This window comes from Streptomyces sp. NPDC103540 (genome assembly GCF_055584445.1).
This window is the reverse complement of the sequence record NZ_JBVJMA010000023.1, coordinates 95604-110723: the sequence shown is the minus strand read 5'-3', so window position 1 is coordinate 110723 and position 15120 is coordinate 95604. Positions and strand designations below refer to the sequence as shown.

The 15120-nt window shown below is 69.0% G+C and carries 10 protein-coding genes; 9 read left to right on the top strand and 1 reads right to left on the bottom strand.

What is annotated here, in order from left to right; genetic code table 11:
• Nucleotides 1-1232 precede the first annotated feature (1232 nt).
• From ACZ6ZI_RS37190 to ACZ6ZI_RS37165, 6 genes are all read left to right on the top strand, one after another.
• Complete coding sequence (locus ACZ6ZI_RS37190; RefSeq protein ID WP_469528816.1) at nucleotides 1233-1796, top strand: hypothetical protein; 564 nt, start codon at nucleotides 1233-1235, stop codon at nucleotides 1794-1796.
• 20 nt (nucleotides 1797-1816) lie between these two features.
• Nucleotides 1817-4471 carry a helicase associated domain-containing protein gene (locus ACZ6ZI_RS37185; RefSeq protein ID WP_469528814.1) on the top strand — a complete coding sequence of 885 codons (2655 nt, stop codon included), beginning with the start codon at nucleotides 1817-1819 and terminating at the stop codon, nucleotides 4469-4471.
• A 118-nt stretch (nucleotides 4472-4589) separates the two neighbouring features.
• A complete protein-coding gene (locus ACZ6ZI_RS37180; RefSeq protein WP_469528812.1) occupies nucleotides 4590-5297 on the top strand; it encodes a TnsA-like heteromeric transposase endonuclease subunit in 708 nt (235 codons plus the stop codon).
• A gap of 14 nt (nucleotides 5298-5311) precedes the next feature.
• Complete coding sequence (locus tag ACZ6ZI_RS37175) at nucleotides 5312-7495, top strand: transposase family protein (protein ID WP_469528810.1); 2184 nt, start codon at nucleotides 5312-5314, stop codon at nucleotides 7493-7495.
• Nucleotides 7489-8502 carry a TniB family NTP-binding protein gene (locus tag ACZ6ZI_RS37170; protein ID WP_469528809.1) on the top strand — a complete coding sequence of 338 codons (1014 nt, stop codon included), beginning with the start codon at nucleotides 7489-7491 and terminating at the stop codon, nucleotides 8500-8502. Before ACZ6ZI_RS37175 ends, ACZ6ZI_RS37170 begins: the two co-directional genes overlap by 7 nt.
• A 109-nt stretch (nucleotides 8503-8611) precedes the next feature.
• Nucleotides 8612-11536 (top strand): Helicase associated domain protein, encoded by a 2925-nt coding sequence (locus ACZ6ZI_RS37165; protein ID WP_469528806.1) that lies wholly within the window; start codon nucleotides 8612-8614, stop codon nucleotides 11534-11536.
• A 1007-nt stretch (nucleotides 11537-12543) separates the two neighbouring features.
• Here the strand turns inward: ACZ6ZI_RS37165 and ACZ6ZI_RS37160 are convergent.
• A complete protein-coding gene (locus ACZ6ZI_RS37160; RefSeq protein ID WP_469528804.1) occupies nucleotides 12544-13419 on the bottom strand; it encodes a MazG nucleotide pyrophosphohydrolase domain-containing protein in 876 nt (291 codons plus the stop codon).
• 88 nt (nucleotides 13420-13507) lie between these two features.
• Here ACZ6ZI_RS37160 and ACZ6ZI_RS37155 point away from each other — a divergent pair, with 88 nt between their 5' ends.
• Genes ACZ6ZI_RS37155 through ACZ6ZI_RS37145 form a run of 3 tightly spaced genes read left to right on the top strand, consistent with a single transcriptional unit; the run spans nucleotide 13508 to nucleotide 15095 of the window.
• Nucleotides 13508-13801, top strand: coding sequence for a phosphopantetheine-binding protein (locus ACZ6ZI_RS37155; RefSeq protein ID WP_403637324.1), 294 nt, complete (start codon nucleotides 13508-13510; stop codon nucleotides 13799-13801).
• Nucleotides 13798-14211 (top strand): helix-turn-helix domain-containing protein, encoded by a 414-nt coding sequence (locus ACZ6ZI_RS37150; protein ID WP_403637322.1) that lies wholly within the window; start codon nucleotides 13798-13800, stop codon nucleotides 14209-14211. The genes ACZ6ZI_RS37155 and ACZ6ZI_RS37150 overlap by 4 nt, the downstream gene beginning before the upstream one ends.
• Nucleotides 14208-15095 carry an ImmA/IrrE family metallo-endopeptidase gene (locus ACZ6ZI_RS37145; RefSeq protein ID WP_469528799.1) on the top strand — a complete coding sequence of 296 codons (888 nt, stop codon included), beginning with the start codon at nucleotides 14208-14210 and terminating at the stop codon, nucleotides 15093-15095. The genes ACZ6ZI_RS37150 and ACZ6ZI_RS37145 overlap by 4 nt, the downstream gene beginning before the upstream one ends.
• The last annotated feature ends 25 nt before the right edge of the window (nucleotides 15096-15120 follow it).

Sequence of the window (15120 nt, the reverse complement as noted above, 5' to 3'; positions counted from 1 at the left end):
CCCGCGGAGCGGGTACCACAGCGCTGCGCGCTGTGCAAGTGAACGAACCCGCTTCGCGGGTTCGTTGAGCGGTCCGCTGCGCTCCCCGCTCGCCACGGCTGCGCCGTGGCCGGCTTCCTTCGCTGCGCTTCGGAAGCTTGGGGGGCCAGGCCGCTGCGCGGCCTGGAGGGCGTCCGCTGCGCTCCCGCTCACGATGAAGGCCTGTTTGGTTGCGTGAGTGCGGGTGTGATGGGGGTTCAGGTTCGCAGGCGAACCTGAAGAGGGGGTGGGTCCGCTGCGCTCCCCCACCCCCAGGCGGTCCTTCCGGCTGCGCCTTCAGAACCTTCAGGCCCACTGCGTGGGCCTGGCCGGCTAGGAGAACGGCTCCTGGGGGAGTTGGGCGAGCTTCTCCGGGCTCCATGTCTCAGGCGGGTAGGCATCTCTCGGCCTGGGATCCGTGGAGGCAACAAGCGCAGCCATCCTGGAAAGCCGATGCCAGTACTCGGGACTGTCGCCCTCACCCAACTCGGCGAGGATCGCGGTGAGCTGGGATGCGCGCCAATGCAGAACCCGAAATAGCCCCATGTCCAGGGTTCCCCCGCCATCCAGCCAGGTGTGCACACACCCGACTATGTCCGCATCCACCAGGACGAGGTCAAACCCTGCCCGATCCTGACCCGCGAGACCATGAGGGAACGGCGCAGGCCTGTGCTCATCCCACAGTGGACGCACAGCGGCTATGACATCCGATTCATCATTCATCCCCACGATCATGACTCAGGCCATCGAAGAAACGCCCGTGACTTATCCGCCCATCCCCTGCACGCTCACCTGCCGCTCCATCCCGGAGGGGGCGTCCTGGACTCCCCGCCGGCCGGCTTTCCCGGGGCCTGCTCCCGCCGCTTCAATCCGGGAACTTGAGGCGTTCAGGCCGGCCCGGAGGGGGTGCGGTGGGCTCATACGCGCGGCCGAGGGTCAGGCCGAATTCGAACCGGCGTCATCCCCTCTTGTCTAGAAGGTCGCGTCAACCTCTGCGCTACAGCCTCCAGCCGCGGTACCCGCAGTCTATGTGGCCGGGTGACAGTGGCCTCCACCGCCTCGCACGGCCGCCGTTGGAGTGGAGGGGTGCGGGCGGGAATGTTCACGTCTCGTCCTGCCGGGCTCCGGCAGGACGGCTGCATCAAACTGATGCAGCATGTACCCTTGGAGAAATCGAGCCACACCCTCCGGGTGCTCAGAGTGAGGCTTCGCGGATGCTTGTCTACGAATATCTTCCCTATGAACTGGCTCGCCTCGATGTGCTGGGCAAAGCGGCGGGCCTGGACCTGAGCCAGGTCATGGAGCGCGTACGTCTCGCTGCGAGGCGCGAGACTATCGCGAGCGCTGGGCCGGATGAACCACACGCCCTGAGCGAGGCATGGATCGCCTCCTTCCAGCACAGCCAATGGCGGCGGATCGCCCAGGTAATGGCTGAGCAGCGGATGTCCGTGTACAAGCCCGCGGAAGACCGGCGCGCAGTCCGCTACGGCGAAGAGCGGCTGCAGCGCCTTGCGAAGGATCGTGCCGATGCCGGGCAGCCCGACGGTCAGGCCCCACTCGAGATGCTCAGGCACCTCGTCTACCGGATCACAGCACGCCCGACTGCCGCCCCCGGCGAAGAGCAGCTCCTGGTCCGCCACTACTTCGCCGGCTCAGAAGCCGCCGCCGTCGAGCACGCCCAGCGCTCGTTCAGCCGCCAGAGCGGAACCAACGAGAGCGGCGGATACCGGATCGTCTCCGTCGAGCAGGTCCTTCCCCAACCGGGAGAATTCTTTTGATCCAGCTCCGAGAACACCAGATGGACCAGAAATCTGCATTCCGGAAATGGGTCGGATTCTCTGCAAGATCATCTGTTCCCGCGCAGGGTGCCCGGGGCACCATCGTCTCCGCGACCGGCTCGGGCAAGACGATCACGGCCGCCGCGAGCGCGCTGGAGTCCTTCGCGGACGGCCGGATCCTTGTCACCGTCCCCACCCTGGACCTGCTCGCCCAAACCGCCCAGGCGTGGCGCCTGGTCGGCCACCGGGCCCCGATGATCGCCGTCTGCTCGCTGGAGAACGACCCGGTGCTCAACGAGCTGGGCGTGCGGACCACCACGAACCCGATCCAGCTCGCCCTGTGGGCCGCGTCCGGTCCGGTCGTCGTGTTCGCCACGTACGCCTCCCTGGTGGACCGCGAGGACATCGACGCACCCGAAGGCCAGCGGAAGGTCCGCGGCCCGCTGGAGGCCGCCCTGGCAGGCGGGGAGCGGCTCTACGGGCAGCGGATGGCACCGTTCGACCTCGCCATCGTCGACGAAGCGCACGGAACCGCCGGTGACCTCGGACGGCCGTGGGCAGCGATCCACGACAACACCCGGATCCCGGCGGACTTCCGGCTCTACCTCACCGCCACCCCGCGCATCCTCGCCGCGGCCCGCCCGCAGAAGGCCGGCGGCCAAGAGGCGGAGATCGCGAGCATGGCCGATGACCCCGACGGCACCTACGGCGCGTGGCTCGCCGAGTTGGGTCTCTCGGAGGCGATCGAGCGCGGGATCCTCGCCGGATTCGAGATCGACGTCCTGGAAATCCGCGACCCCTCCCCCATCCTCGGGGAGTCCGAGGAGGCGCAGCGGGGCCGGCGCCTGGCGCTGCTGCAGGCCGCCCTTCTGGAGCACGCGGCGGCGTACAACCTGCGTACGGTCATGACCTTCCACCAGAAGGTCGAAGAGGCCGCCGCGTTCGCCGAGAAGCTGCCCGAGACCGCCGCCGCGCTGTACACCAGCGACGCCACAGACGCCGACCTCGCGGCCGCAGGGAAGCTGCCGAAGTCCTCCATCGACGCCGAGTTCTACGAGCTGGAGGCCGGCCGCCACGTACCCCCGGACCGCGTGTGGTCGGCATGGCTGTGCGGGGACCACCTCGTCGCCGAGCGGCGCGAGGTTCTGCGCCAGTTCGCAGGCGGGATCGACGCGGCCGGGCGCCGCGTACACCGCGCCTTCCTCGCCAGCTGCCGCGTCCTCGGCGAAGGCGTCGACATCACCGGCGAGCGGGGCGTAGAAGCCGTGTGCTTCGCCGACACCCGCGGCTCCCAGGTCGAGATCGTCCAGAACATCGGCCGCGCGCTCCGACTCAACCGCGACGGCTCCACCAAGATCGCCCGGATCATCGTGCCCGTCTTCCTCGAGTCCGGCGAAGACCCGACCGACATGGTCGCCTCCGCGAGCTTTCGCCCCCTTGTAGCGGTCCTTCAGGGCCTGCGTTCGCATGACGAACGTCTGATCGAACAGCTCGCTTCCCGGGCGCTCACCAGCGGCAAGCGCAGGGTCCACGTCCAGCGCGACGAGGACGGGCGAATCGTCGGGGCCGGCGCCGGGAGCAACGACGAGGACCAGGACGACACCGACGCCACTGCCGAGTCCGCGCTGCTCCGCTTCTCCAGCCCGCGCGACGCCGCGGCCATCGCCGCGTTCCTGCGCACCCGGGTCTACCGGCCCGAGTCCCTGGTGTGGCTGGAGGGCTACCAGGCACTGATCCGCTGGCGGGCCGAGAACCAGATCACCGGCCTCTACGCCGTCCCGTACGACGTCGAGGTAGAGGTGGGGGTCACGAAGGAGTTCCCCCTCGGACGGTGGGTGCACCAGCAGCGCAAGGCCCTGCGAGCCGGGGAGCTCGAGGACCGGCGCAAGGTCCTCCTGGACGCGCCGGAGGCCGGGATGGTCTGGGAGCCCGGCGAGGAAGCCTGGGAGAACAAACTCGCCGTGCTCCGCTCCTACCGGAAGGCCACCGGGCACCTCGCACCCCGGCAGGACGCGGTCTGGGGCGAAGGCGAGGGCGACAGGGAGCAGCTGGCCATCGGACAGCTCCTCGCCAACCTCCGCCGCAAGGGCACGAAGAACGGCCTGGGCAAGGACCCACAGCGGGCTGCCGTACGTGCGGCGCAGCTCATGGAGATCGACGAGGACTGGGACTGCCCCTGGCCCCTCGACTGGCAACGCCACTACCGCATCCTCGCCGACCTCGCCGCCGACGAGGCCGGCGGAATCCTGCCGGCCATCGAACCCGGCGTCGTCTTCGACGGCGACGACATCGGACGATGGCTCCATCGGCAGAAGAACCCGGGCACCTGGGCGCAGCTGATGCCCGAGCAACGGGGGCGGCTGACCGCGCTGGGCGTGGAACCAGCCCAGGCGCTGCCTCCCGCCCCGGCGGGCGCGCGTGGAGCGAAGGAGCCGAGCAAGGCACAGCAGGCATTCCAACGCGGTCTGGCGGCCCTCACGCAGTACATCCAGCGGGAAGGCAGAACCGTCGTTGGAAGGGGGCACATTGAGGAGATGGCGGACGGTTCGGCGATCCGGCTGGGTGTGTTTCTGAGTAACCAGAAGGTCAGGCGTGACCGCCTGGACGCCGCCCAGCTCGCTGCCCTCGCCGAGCTGGGCTACACCTGGGCTGCAGAACAGTCCGGGCGCAGCTGACTGACTTCAGCGACGGGTCCTGCGTGCCCATTACCGGATGGGCCGATAAGCCGTTTGGTTCTGTATGCAGGAGGCTGGGTGGGACGGGGCGGGGGCGCGGCGGCCGGAAGTCGAGTCGGTGGATGTGCTGTTCCGGGCTGCGGGTGGGGTCATGGAGTGCTCGAGGTGGTCTTCGGCTGCCGCCGAGGTGCCCTTTGAAAACTGTCCGCCGCTGAAGCCGTTCCCGGTCCGCACGGGCAAGCGGCTGGCACCGGGATGGTGGTGGTCGGCCACAACCGGAGGGCTGGTGCATTACGGGTCCGCAGCGATGCGACTGCATGTGATGCTTCTCGATCGCGACCCGCGTGTCAGCGGTCTGGCCGCTCGGCCGCTTGAACTGCGGTGGCGTGTGCCCAGTGGGGTGCGGGTCCATGCTCCTCAGCTGATGCTCCGGCTGGCCGACGGCCAGGGAGTGCTCGCCGACTGCACAGCAAGGGGAGAGCTGTCTCGGCGCCAGCGGTCTGTTGCTGCGGTGGTCGGAGAGATCTGTATGGCGGCGGGCTGGCGGTACTGGGTGCTCGGTTCTGTCGATCCGGTCTACCGGCGCAATGTGACCTGGCTGGCCGGATACCGGCACCCCCGTCACCACGGTGGTGGGTTGATGGTTGACGCGCTGCAGGAGGCGTTCGCCGAGCCGGCGCCGCTGTGGGAGGGCGTACGCAGGGTCGGGGATCCGCTGTTGGTGCTTCCTGCGCTGTTCCATGCCATGTGGGCGGGACGGTTGGCGGCGGACCTGGGAGCAGCGATGCATGAGCGGATGCCTGTGTGGGCCCAGGTGGCACAGTGAGGGCGGGCAGCGGGATGCCGGGCAGGCCGGTGGTGGGGCTGGGATGCCAGGTACGGTTCGCGGAGCGTACCTGGACGGTGGCGGCCCTCGGTGACGGGCAGGTCCGGCTGGTCGGCGAGGACGGTGCGGTAGCGGCGGTTTTACTGTCGCTGCTGTTCGCCGATGCGGGGTTCGAAGTCCTGGACGCTCCGGGGGTGTCCAGGGTGCCGCCGCTGGGCTTGCTGCAGTCGTTGCCCGAGGCGGTGCGGGAACGGGCCGTGGCGTGGGAGCGGCATGTGCGGGAGGTGGAGACGGGGCAGCCGGGCGAGCCCGGTGACGAGGGTACGCGGCGGGCGGAGTACGACCCGCAGACGCGGACGCTGGCGCAGCGGGAGGAGGCGAAGGCTGCGGAGCTGTCGGCGGCCGGCATGCCCACCAGCGCGGTGACGGTGCGGCGGATGCGGGCCCGCTACCGGCAGGAGGGGGTGTGGGGGCTGGTGGACCACCGTGCCACCAGGCCGCGGACGGCGCTGGGGCGTGCGGACGAGCGGGTGGTGACCGCTCTGCGGGAGGTGCTGGAGACAGGGCGGGAGCGCTCCAGCGGGACGCTGGGGCGGTTGCGGGTGTACACCGAGCGGCTGCTGGCCGAGCAGTACGGGGAGGGGGTGGTGCAGCTGCCCTCGGGCGCGACGTTCAATCGGCTGGTGCACGCCCTGGCTGACGGGCGTGGGCTGCTGGGCAGTGCGCGGCAGCGTCGCTGGCGCTCAGCGAGGCCGGCTCCTCCGTTCGTGCCGACGACGGTGCTGGCTCCGGGCGAGTTGGTGATGATGGACAGCACCGTGCTGGACGCCTTCGTGGTCCTCGACGACGGAGTGGTGGAACGGCCCGAGCTGACCATCGCGCTCGATGTCGCCACCTGGACCATCTGCGCCGCCGTGTTGCGTGCGAAAGGGACCCGCAGCGTGGACGCGGCGCTGCTGCTGGCGCAGATGATGGTCCCGGCGCCGATGCGGCCCGGTTGGGCCGAGGCGTTGGCGATGGAACGCTCGGTGGTGCCCTACGAGCGGCTGCTGAGCGTGGATGCCCGGCTGAAGGGCGCGGCGGCGCGGCCGGTGATCACCCCGCAGACGATCGTGGTCGATCAGGGCAAGGTGTTCGTGTCGTCCTCGTTCATCGCCGCCTGTGAGTCGCTGGGCATTTCCGTGCAGCCCGCGCCGCCGGGCAACGGCCCGGCCAAGGGGCATGTGGAGCGCACCTTCTCCTCGATCAACACACTGTTCGTGCAGCATGTGGCCGGCTACACCGGCTCGCACACCGGCGAGCGCGGCCAGGACGCCGAAGGGGAGGCGGTGTGGACGCTGGCCCAGCTGGACGACCTGCTGCAGGAGTGGATCATCTGCGGGTGGCAGGAGCGTGAGCACGACGGGCTGCGGCACCCGATGATGCCCCGCTGTGCGCTGTCGCCGAATGAGATGTGGGCGGCGCTGGTCGCCGTGTGCGGGTACGTCCCGGTGCCGCTGGGACGTGAGGACTACATCGAGCTCATGCCGGTCAAGCGGCAGAAGATCAACGACTACGGCATCCGCATCGACTACCGCACCTACGACCACAAGGTCCTCAACCCCTACCGCGGCGAGCATTCGCCGGCGACGGACGGCTTGTGGGAGATCCACTACAACCCGCACGCTCCCGGCCAGATCTGGGTACGGCTGCCGAAGCCTGACCAGTCGCGCGGATACGGGTGGGAGGCGGTGCCGTGGATCCACCACACCCTGGTCAGCGCCCCGTTCACCGACTTCACCTGGCAGCACGTCAAGCGCACCGTCGTCCGCCGCGCAGACCGCGCGCAGCACGAACACGACCTGGCGCTCGCGCTGCGCGATCTGCTGGAGCGCGCTGCCGCCGGACATGGCACCCGGCGGGAGAAGGTCGTCGCCGCCCGCGCACGCACTGCCGCGACCGATGGTGCGGTGTGGGGGGTCTTGTACGGCCGGCAGCTGGAGGCAGAAGCCGACGAGCCCGAGGACGATGAGGTCTTCGGCGACAGCGAGGACGACGAGGAGCCCTTGGCCGACGACGGCGCCCTGAGCATCTGGCCGGCTGAACACCCACCGCAGAGTGACTCCCCCACCGGCGCGGTACAGAAAGCCGGCCTGCCTGCACCGAGACGCCCCCGGGTCACGGTCTACGACCCCTTCGAGGAGTCCCTGCGATGGTGAGCCCGATCTCCACCGGCGCCGTCGGGTTCGCCCCGCTGGCCCCACCGACCGTCTGGCAGGGATGGGACGCCTTCGTCCACCGAGCCCCGGCATCCGCGCGTGACGTCACCGACGGCGCTTGGTCCCAGGCGGAGCGCGAGGACTACCACTCCGAACTCGCCGTCATGCGCACTCCGGCCATGGACAGCGTGTTCACCGCCGTACGCCGGTTGCTGCTGCTCAACCGCCGCCAGCAGTCCGGCGCCCGGCGCGGCCTGATCATCTCCGGGCCGGCCACGACGGGTAAGACCACCACGATGATGGCGCTCGGGCGCTCCTTCCAGCTGGCCGACGCCCGCCAGCACCCAGGACATACGGAGCGCAGGCCCGTGCTGTTCATCAGCGTGCCGCCGGCCGCCACCCCCAAGATGCTCGTCAGCGAATTCGCCCGGTTCCTCGGCATGCCCCTCACCGACCGGCTCAACCAGACCCAGATCACCGGCGCCGTATGCGACCTGCTGTGCGAACTGGGCACCCAGCTCGTCCTCATCGACGACGTCCACCTCCTGGACACCCAGCGGCGCGCCGGCGCGGAAACCTCCGACCAGCTGAAGCACCTCGGCGAACGCATCCCGGCCACCTTTGTGTACTCCGCGATCGATGTCGAGACCTCCTCGCTGCTCAGCGGGGTGCGCGGGGCGCAGATCGCCGGCCGTTTCAAAATCTTCCGCCACCGCCCGCTCGCGTATGCCACAGAGCAGGACCGGGCGGTCTGGGACGACCTCGTAGGGGCCATGGAAGACCTGCTGCGGCTGCGCGCACACCGACCCGGAACCCTGGTCAAGCACGCCTCCTACCTCCATGCCCGCACCGGAGGGCGGATCGGCAGTCTCTCCCACCTCATCCGCGAAGCCGCCCTCATCGCCCTTACCGAGGGCACAGAACGGATCACCAAGCAGCTGCTTGGCGAGGTAGAGCTCGACGCGGCCGCCGAAGACCAGGCCCGGCCCGTACGGCGGAAGCAGTAGGGCGTCCGCTGTGGCGCACCGGCGCAACACGCCCGAGCCCGTCCGCCTGCCCCGGAGCCGGCGGGCGGGACGGGCACAAGCTGCATCTGGCGGGATCACGCCCGCCATCATGGGCGGCGCAGCAGGACGCATCGCTCCGTTGAGCGGGGAGCTGACGCTGTCGTTCCTGCACAGGATCGCCGCCCGCTACCACCTCGGCATCCGTGAGGTGCTGGCCGCCGTCACCGATGTCGGCGGGCTGCAGAACCTCACCGGGATGCTGTACCCGGACAGCGAGATCCACCTCAACGCGCAGGCCCGCGAACGAGTCGCCGCCCTCTGCCGTGTTCCGCAGCACGTGCTTGAGGAGGCGCTGCCCGCATGGAGGAGGGAAGAGCCGTGCGGCACATACGGGAGCGGCCCGGTCGGGCGGCTGATGCGCGGTGAGGAGGTCGTCGCCCCATGGGGGCCGGCCTGCCCCGCATGCACCGCCGCCCGTACCGGACGAGAGGTGCCCGCACGCCGGTACCTGGCGCCCGAGGACCGTGTGTGCGCACGCCACCGGTACTGGCTGCTGTACCTGCCCGGGACCAGCGGCCTGCCCGTACCTGTTGGCCCGTGCCCGGAGGTGGTCGCCGCCCAGCGGCGGCATGTCCGCCTGCTACACCGCTCCCCTGCCGGTGTGCAGGCCTTCGAGGTCGCTCGCGCCATCACCGGCGCCTGGTGGGAGCAGCCCTGGCCGGACGAGGAGCATCTGTGGCCGGCCCGGCTCGAGGCCACCCCGTCCACCGGCGCCGATCCGGTCTGGTGGAAGGTCGCCGCGCGCGACCTGATCACCTATCCCGAGACCGTCGCACTGGCACGCCTGCTGGCCAGCCGACCTCTGCGGCATCGCACTGTCGCCGAATCGGGCGGCCATCTCCCCTACCGGCTGGGCGACCTGCCCGGACTGCTGGCCGAGGTCGCCGATCAGCTTGGGCGGCCGTGGCTCATCCGCCACCTCGCCACCCTCACCCACGGGCCGCTGTTCGCCTGGGCCCACTCGTGCGTACACACCCGCGCGGCCTCCACCCCCGCGGCGCAGCGCACGCTGTGGAAGGTGCATTCATCGCACCGGCCCCGCCCCCTCATCGACCTCCTGCCCCCACCGCAACCATGTACCGACCACGGCCAGCCAGAACCACGGCCGGTCAAACGGCTGCGCGGTCACAGCCTCCAAGCCGAACGTGCCTTCGAGAGGAGCCTTGTACACGCCCACGCCTACCGCCAGCAGCACGGGCACCTGGCCGTCCCCAAGGAGGACTCCTTAGGCGATTACCCGCTGGGCGCATGGCTGTCCAACCTGCGCTCCCGCCACACCCGCGTGCCCGCCCATCAAGCCGCTGCTCTCCACGCCCTGTATCCGTGGTGGAACGCGCCTTGGAGCACGCTGTGGCAGCGCACCTGGCACCAGGCCCGCGACCATGCCGAAGCCCACGGCCCGCTCAAGCCCACCAGCGGCTTTCCCACCACCAGCTACAGCCTCGGCGAATGGCTCTACCTGCAGTGCACCCGCTACCCCGGACTCCACCCCGAACAGCAACGCCTCCTCACCCACATCGGCGTCGACGCCGCTGCGGCAGCCGCCGCCCGCCCCAGACGACGCAACCTCAAGGCCGGTGCCGAAGAAGCCCTCGTCCACGCCCGCTCCTACGCCGCCGAACACGGCAGCCTGGCCTCCGTGACCTCCACAACAGTCCACGACGGTTTCCGCCTGGGACAGTGGCTCGCCAACCAACGCAACTACCAGCGCACCAGCCACCGGCCTCTGCCCGCCGGCCGCGCCCAGGCCCTCGCCGCCATCGACCCCTGGTGGTGCCCGCCCTGGAACCTGAAATGGCAGCGCAGCTATGACCGCGCCCGCAGCGCTGCGGACAGTCGGCCTCTTCGTCCCGGCTCCAGCTTCATCGACCTCGACGATTCCCTTTCCGCGCGATGGCTGCGGCGCCAGTGCAGCACGTATGACGAGCTCAGCGAGGAGCAGCAGCAGCTCCTCGCTGGTATCGGCATCACCACCGAGGTAGCCCGCACGGCCCGGGACCACGCCCGTACGGCTGCGAAACCACCAGCTGCCGCCACGGCTCCGGAGACAAAAGACAAGACCAGCCAGGCCAGAAGGACTGCCGATCCTGCAGCTACCACCAGCCTGCGTCGGGCACGGCGTACCGCTGAGCCGAAGCGTCCCCGCAAGCCGGGCAGCCGCCTCGGACACCGCCCCGACCTGAAGGCAGGCTTCGAAACAGCCTTGGCACATGCCCGAGCCTGGCACGCCGAGCACGGCCACCTCGCCGTCCCCCGTGATTCCCGGCACGACGACTACCCCCTGGGCATGTGGCTGCTCAGCCAACGCAACCGAGCCAAACAACGCGCCCGCGACGGCCTGCCGCCCTCACCCCACCTGAGCGAGCTCGCCGCGATCGACCCATGGTGGAGCCCGCCCTGGGACCTTTACTGGCAGCGCAACTACTACCGCGCCCGCGACCACGTCGAAGCCGGCCGCCCCTTCGACCCGGCCAGGCTGGTCCCGTCACCCGGCACAGTGATGGGAAGCTGGATCAGCAGGGCCTGCCTGCAGTACGACCAGTTCCATCCCGGCCAGCAGCAGCTCCTGACACTGATCGGAATCACCCCCGAGGTCGCCCGCGCACGCACCCGACGGGCGCACCCCTGGCGCACCGCTGTCGAACACGCCAAGGCCTTCGCCGAAGCTCACGGCCATCTGGCCGTGCCCCGCGAAACCCTCCACGGGGGCTTCTCCCTGGGCCGATGGCTGAATAAGCAGCGGTACCGCGTAAGGCAGAAGGGCACCACTCCCGCCGCCCACGCTCTGACTGCCATCGACCCCTGGTGGAACCCGCCCTGGGGCATGACCTGGCAACGCGCCTACCACCACGCCCGCACCAACCCCGACACCCCCGCAGCGCGCCGCTGGCTGACCAAACAACAGCGCGCCTGGCCACTACTTCACCCCCATCAACAACAACTCCTGACCACAGAGAGCCTCGTCGACGTCTGAACGTTCCCTCCAGATAGCCCTGCCCCGTCCGCCTTCGGTCGTCCGACTCGTCAAGCAGCCACGATCGGGGAGAGCTTCGGAGCCGATCTGCCGAACGGCTCCCGCGCGGCGACACGATGACCGATACTGGTGAGCAGGTCTGGCGTGCCCGCAGGAGGAAGCACGCGGCCTACGAGCAAGAGAAAGGCGGCGCGGAAAAGGCAGAATGAATTGGCTTAAGGGCATCATCAGAATTCTTTTTGTTAGCTACTGCATGTAGCCCACCCTGCCCAAAAAGCCGAAGAAAAGCCCCTCCGCAAAAGCCGCCGAACAAGAATTGTGAACCACCCTGCGGAACCGATGAACCGGCCTCCCAGGGGTCTATTAAGCCTGCCGTAAAACACCACCGGCCCGCCCCCACGCGGCGCCGGACCCCGGCATGCCCTCAGACCACGGCACACCTGCGCCGCCTCACTCCGTCCCAGCCGTCCCTGCACGGCTCGTTCAGGCATGAGGCGGCCCTGCCGTCACGTGCTGGAAGGGCATCCACGCGATGAACTCGTCTTCTCTCACCCCCGCTGCCGGCCTCCTGGCCGGACTGCCCGCGGCTCTGGCCGGCGCCTTGGGCGGCGCGCCCTGGTGGGCCGTGGGAGCGATCGTCATCGCGGCTTCCCTCGCCGTTCCCCTCACGAGCCTGATCCTCGACCACACACGACAGCGAAAAGGAAACATCGTCGACGAGAAATTCGCCGCCACGCTCGACCAGATAACAGATCCCGAAAAAAGAATCCAAGCCATCATCAGCTACCGGCAAGCCACAGCCCCCGCCACAACCCCCCAGCCACCACCCGAACCACCGCCAGGAGCACTACCGCCCGCCGGCCCAGACGGCGCCAGCCAGTCACCACCGTCCGCATAGGCGGGGAGGCGGCAGGACCGCTGCCCCCTCGCTTATGCGGGGACTGACACCGATCGCCTCAGGGCCTCAGCACCCGATGCGCAGCAGATGTCTTCCGCTGACCCTGCAGTCATAGCGGGTCGACGGTAAGGAGGCGCTGGTCAAGGTCGAGGTGGACGGTGCCGCCGTCTTGTGCGCGCAACTGCCGCCAGGCGGCGTAGCCGGTGAAGATGGCCTGCTCCCAGTCTGCCGCGCGGCAGACGCTGACCTCTAGGTGAGCGGTCAGGTGGCTGATGGTGGTGAGCAGTTCGTTGTCAATGTGCTTGATGTCGGCGAAGTAGCGGTGGCGTGCGGCGTAGGAAAAGACGAGGGCTGAGATGCCTTCCTCGATGGCGATGGCGCGGCCGCCGTCTTCGGCTTCGTCGGTGCGGGAGTCGCTTTTGCGTTTGCGGCCGAGCAGGAAGCGAGTGACGGGGGACCATCCGAGCACGGCGGCGTGGGCAAGGTGGAAGGCGTCGTGGAAGCGGTAGTCGTCTTCGATGTGGGAGGCGCTGGTGAGGGGATCGCCTGCGGGGGTGCCGTCTTCTCGGGTGAGGACGATGACGGTGCGGCCGTCTTGGAGGGTGGGGGTGAAGGTGAGAGTGGTTTGGCGCGGAAGACGCTCCTGGGCGGGGAAATGGTCGTCGAAATGCGTGTGTTCGGTGTCAGGGGTGGGGCGCCAGCGGTCTTTTGTCTTCTCCAGGCTGGCGGTGGCGATGTCGTCGAGGTCGAGGTCGAAGCGGTGGGCCAGTGCGGCGACGTACCAGAGGACATCGCCGAGTTCTTCGCGCAGTTGATGCTTGCCCTGCTCGTAGGCAGGCCCGTCACGCAGTCGCTTCTTGTAGGCGGTGGCGAGCGAGCCGACCTCACCGGCGAGGCCGAGGAGGGGAACGAGGACGGGGTCAGCGTCTTCAGCGGAAGGTTGGAGGGTCTTGATGGCGGCCTGCTGGTAGCGCTGGAAGTCCACAACTCACCCCTGTCTGATCATGGGACATCACTGTCGGATCAGCCGACACTGTCGTATCCTAGGACAACGCCGTTGGGAATGCGGACGATTGGAGGGACTGCTGAGTACCGTCACGCCTGACACCGGCGACATCGTCTCGGTCGTCATCGAGTTCCTGGCAGAGCTGCAGGAGAAGACCGCGGCCGAGGTGAGGGACGCGCTCGAGGACGGCGGAGCAGAGTTGCCCGTCGACTCGCTCCTGATCGTGGAGATCCTCACGCGTATCGAGGAGCGCTACTCCATCGCCATCCCGGCCGACCGCCAATCGGCTCAGGCCACCCGATCCGTGCAGGCCTTCGCCCGCGCGGTGCAGGAGGCCGTCATAGAAGGGCAGCAACCATGACCCCTCCCCCCTCTGAGGCCCGCCCCCGTGATCCCGAGCTCGTTCAGCTCGGCGAGCGACTGAAGAAGACTCGCGACTACCTCAACATGTCTCAGCAGTTCGTCTCCGACAACACCGGTATTCCACGCTCGGCAATCAGTGACATCGAGCGCGGCGAACGGCGTGTGGACAGCCTGGAGCTGAAGAAGCTCGCACGCTTGTACCGACAGCCGGTCTCCTACTTCCTCGCAGAGGAAGAGGACGCGGACGCAGGCGAGTACGCCCTGGCAGGACTGCCGCGCGCGCTGGCCCAGCTGACCGACGGTGACCAGAAGACGGTGATGGAGTTCGCCGAGTACCTCTCGCTGCGGCGCGCGGCCGAGAAGGAACAGGAGCAGGAGGAGCCTGCGGAACAGGACAACCGACGGTGAACTGGGCGGTGGCGCACCGCATCGCCGGAATCGCAGCCGCCCAGGCCCACCGCGACCTTGGCGTCGACCGTACCCGTTACGTGCCCGTCCACCAGGCGTTGAAGAGGGCCGACCTCGTCGGGATGGCACAGCCGATGCCGCGCTTGTTCGGCGTCTACATCTCCCCCGCCGACCAGGGGCCGGCCATCCTGCTCAATGCCAACTTGAACATCGTCACCCAGCGGCACACCGCCGCCCACGAGCTCGGGCACCACCAACTAGGCCACCGCAGCGCGGCCGACGACGACCTCAACCCGGCACTGCGCTGGGGCAACGGCAGCTGGCCGGATGAAGAGAAGACCGCAGAGGCGTTCGCCGCGTGGTTCCTCATGCCGCGCCCTGCGGTCCTGGCAGGGCTCGACCGGATCTGCCAGGGGCAACCGACCGGCCCGGAGCACGTATACCGGCTGGCGAGGGAACTGGGCACCTCGTACACGGGCACCGTGCGGCAGATGCAGAACCTCCGCCTGCTGGGAGCGGACCGTGCCCGCCAGTGGGCGAAGATCTCGCCAGCTGCGCTCCGTAGCTCCCTGGTGGGCGGAGCGGCTCTGCCTTCGGACGCTCACGTTCACGTCGTCACCGCAGCCTGCCACCGGCAGCAGGTACATGCCGATGTCGGTGATGTGCTGATCACCCAAGAGAACAATGCCTTCTTGGACTCCATGCCCAAGGGGTTGGTCCGCTGGACGGGCGCCGGGCAAACGGCCGAGGCTGTGGTGATGACCGACGAGTTCCGCGGATCCGCTGTGCTGGAGGTATCGGCATCCAGCCCGGACGAGCCGGTGCAGCTGACGGTGATGCGTGATTCACCCCGCGTCGGTGTTCACGACGTCTGGCCGGATTGACGTTCACTGTCCCACCCAAAGCTCC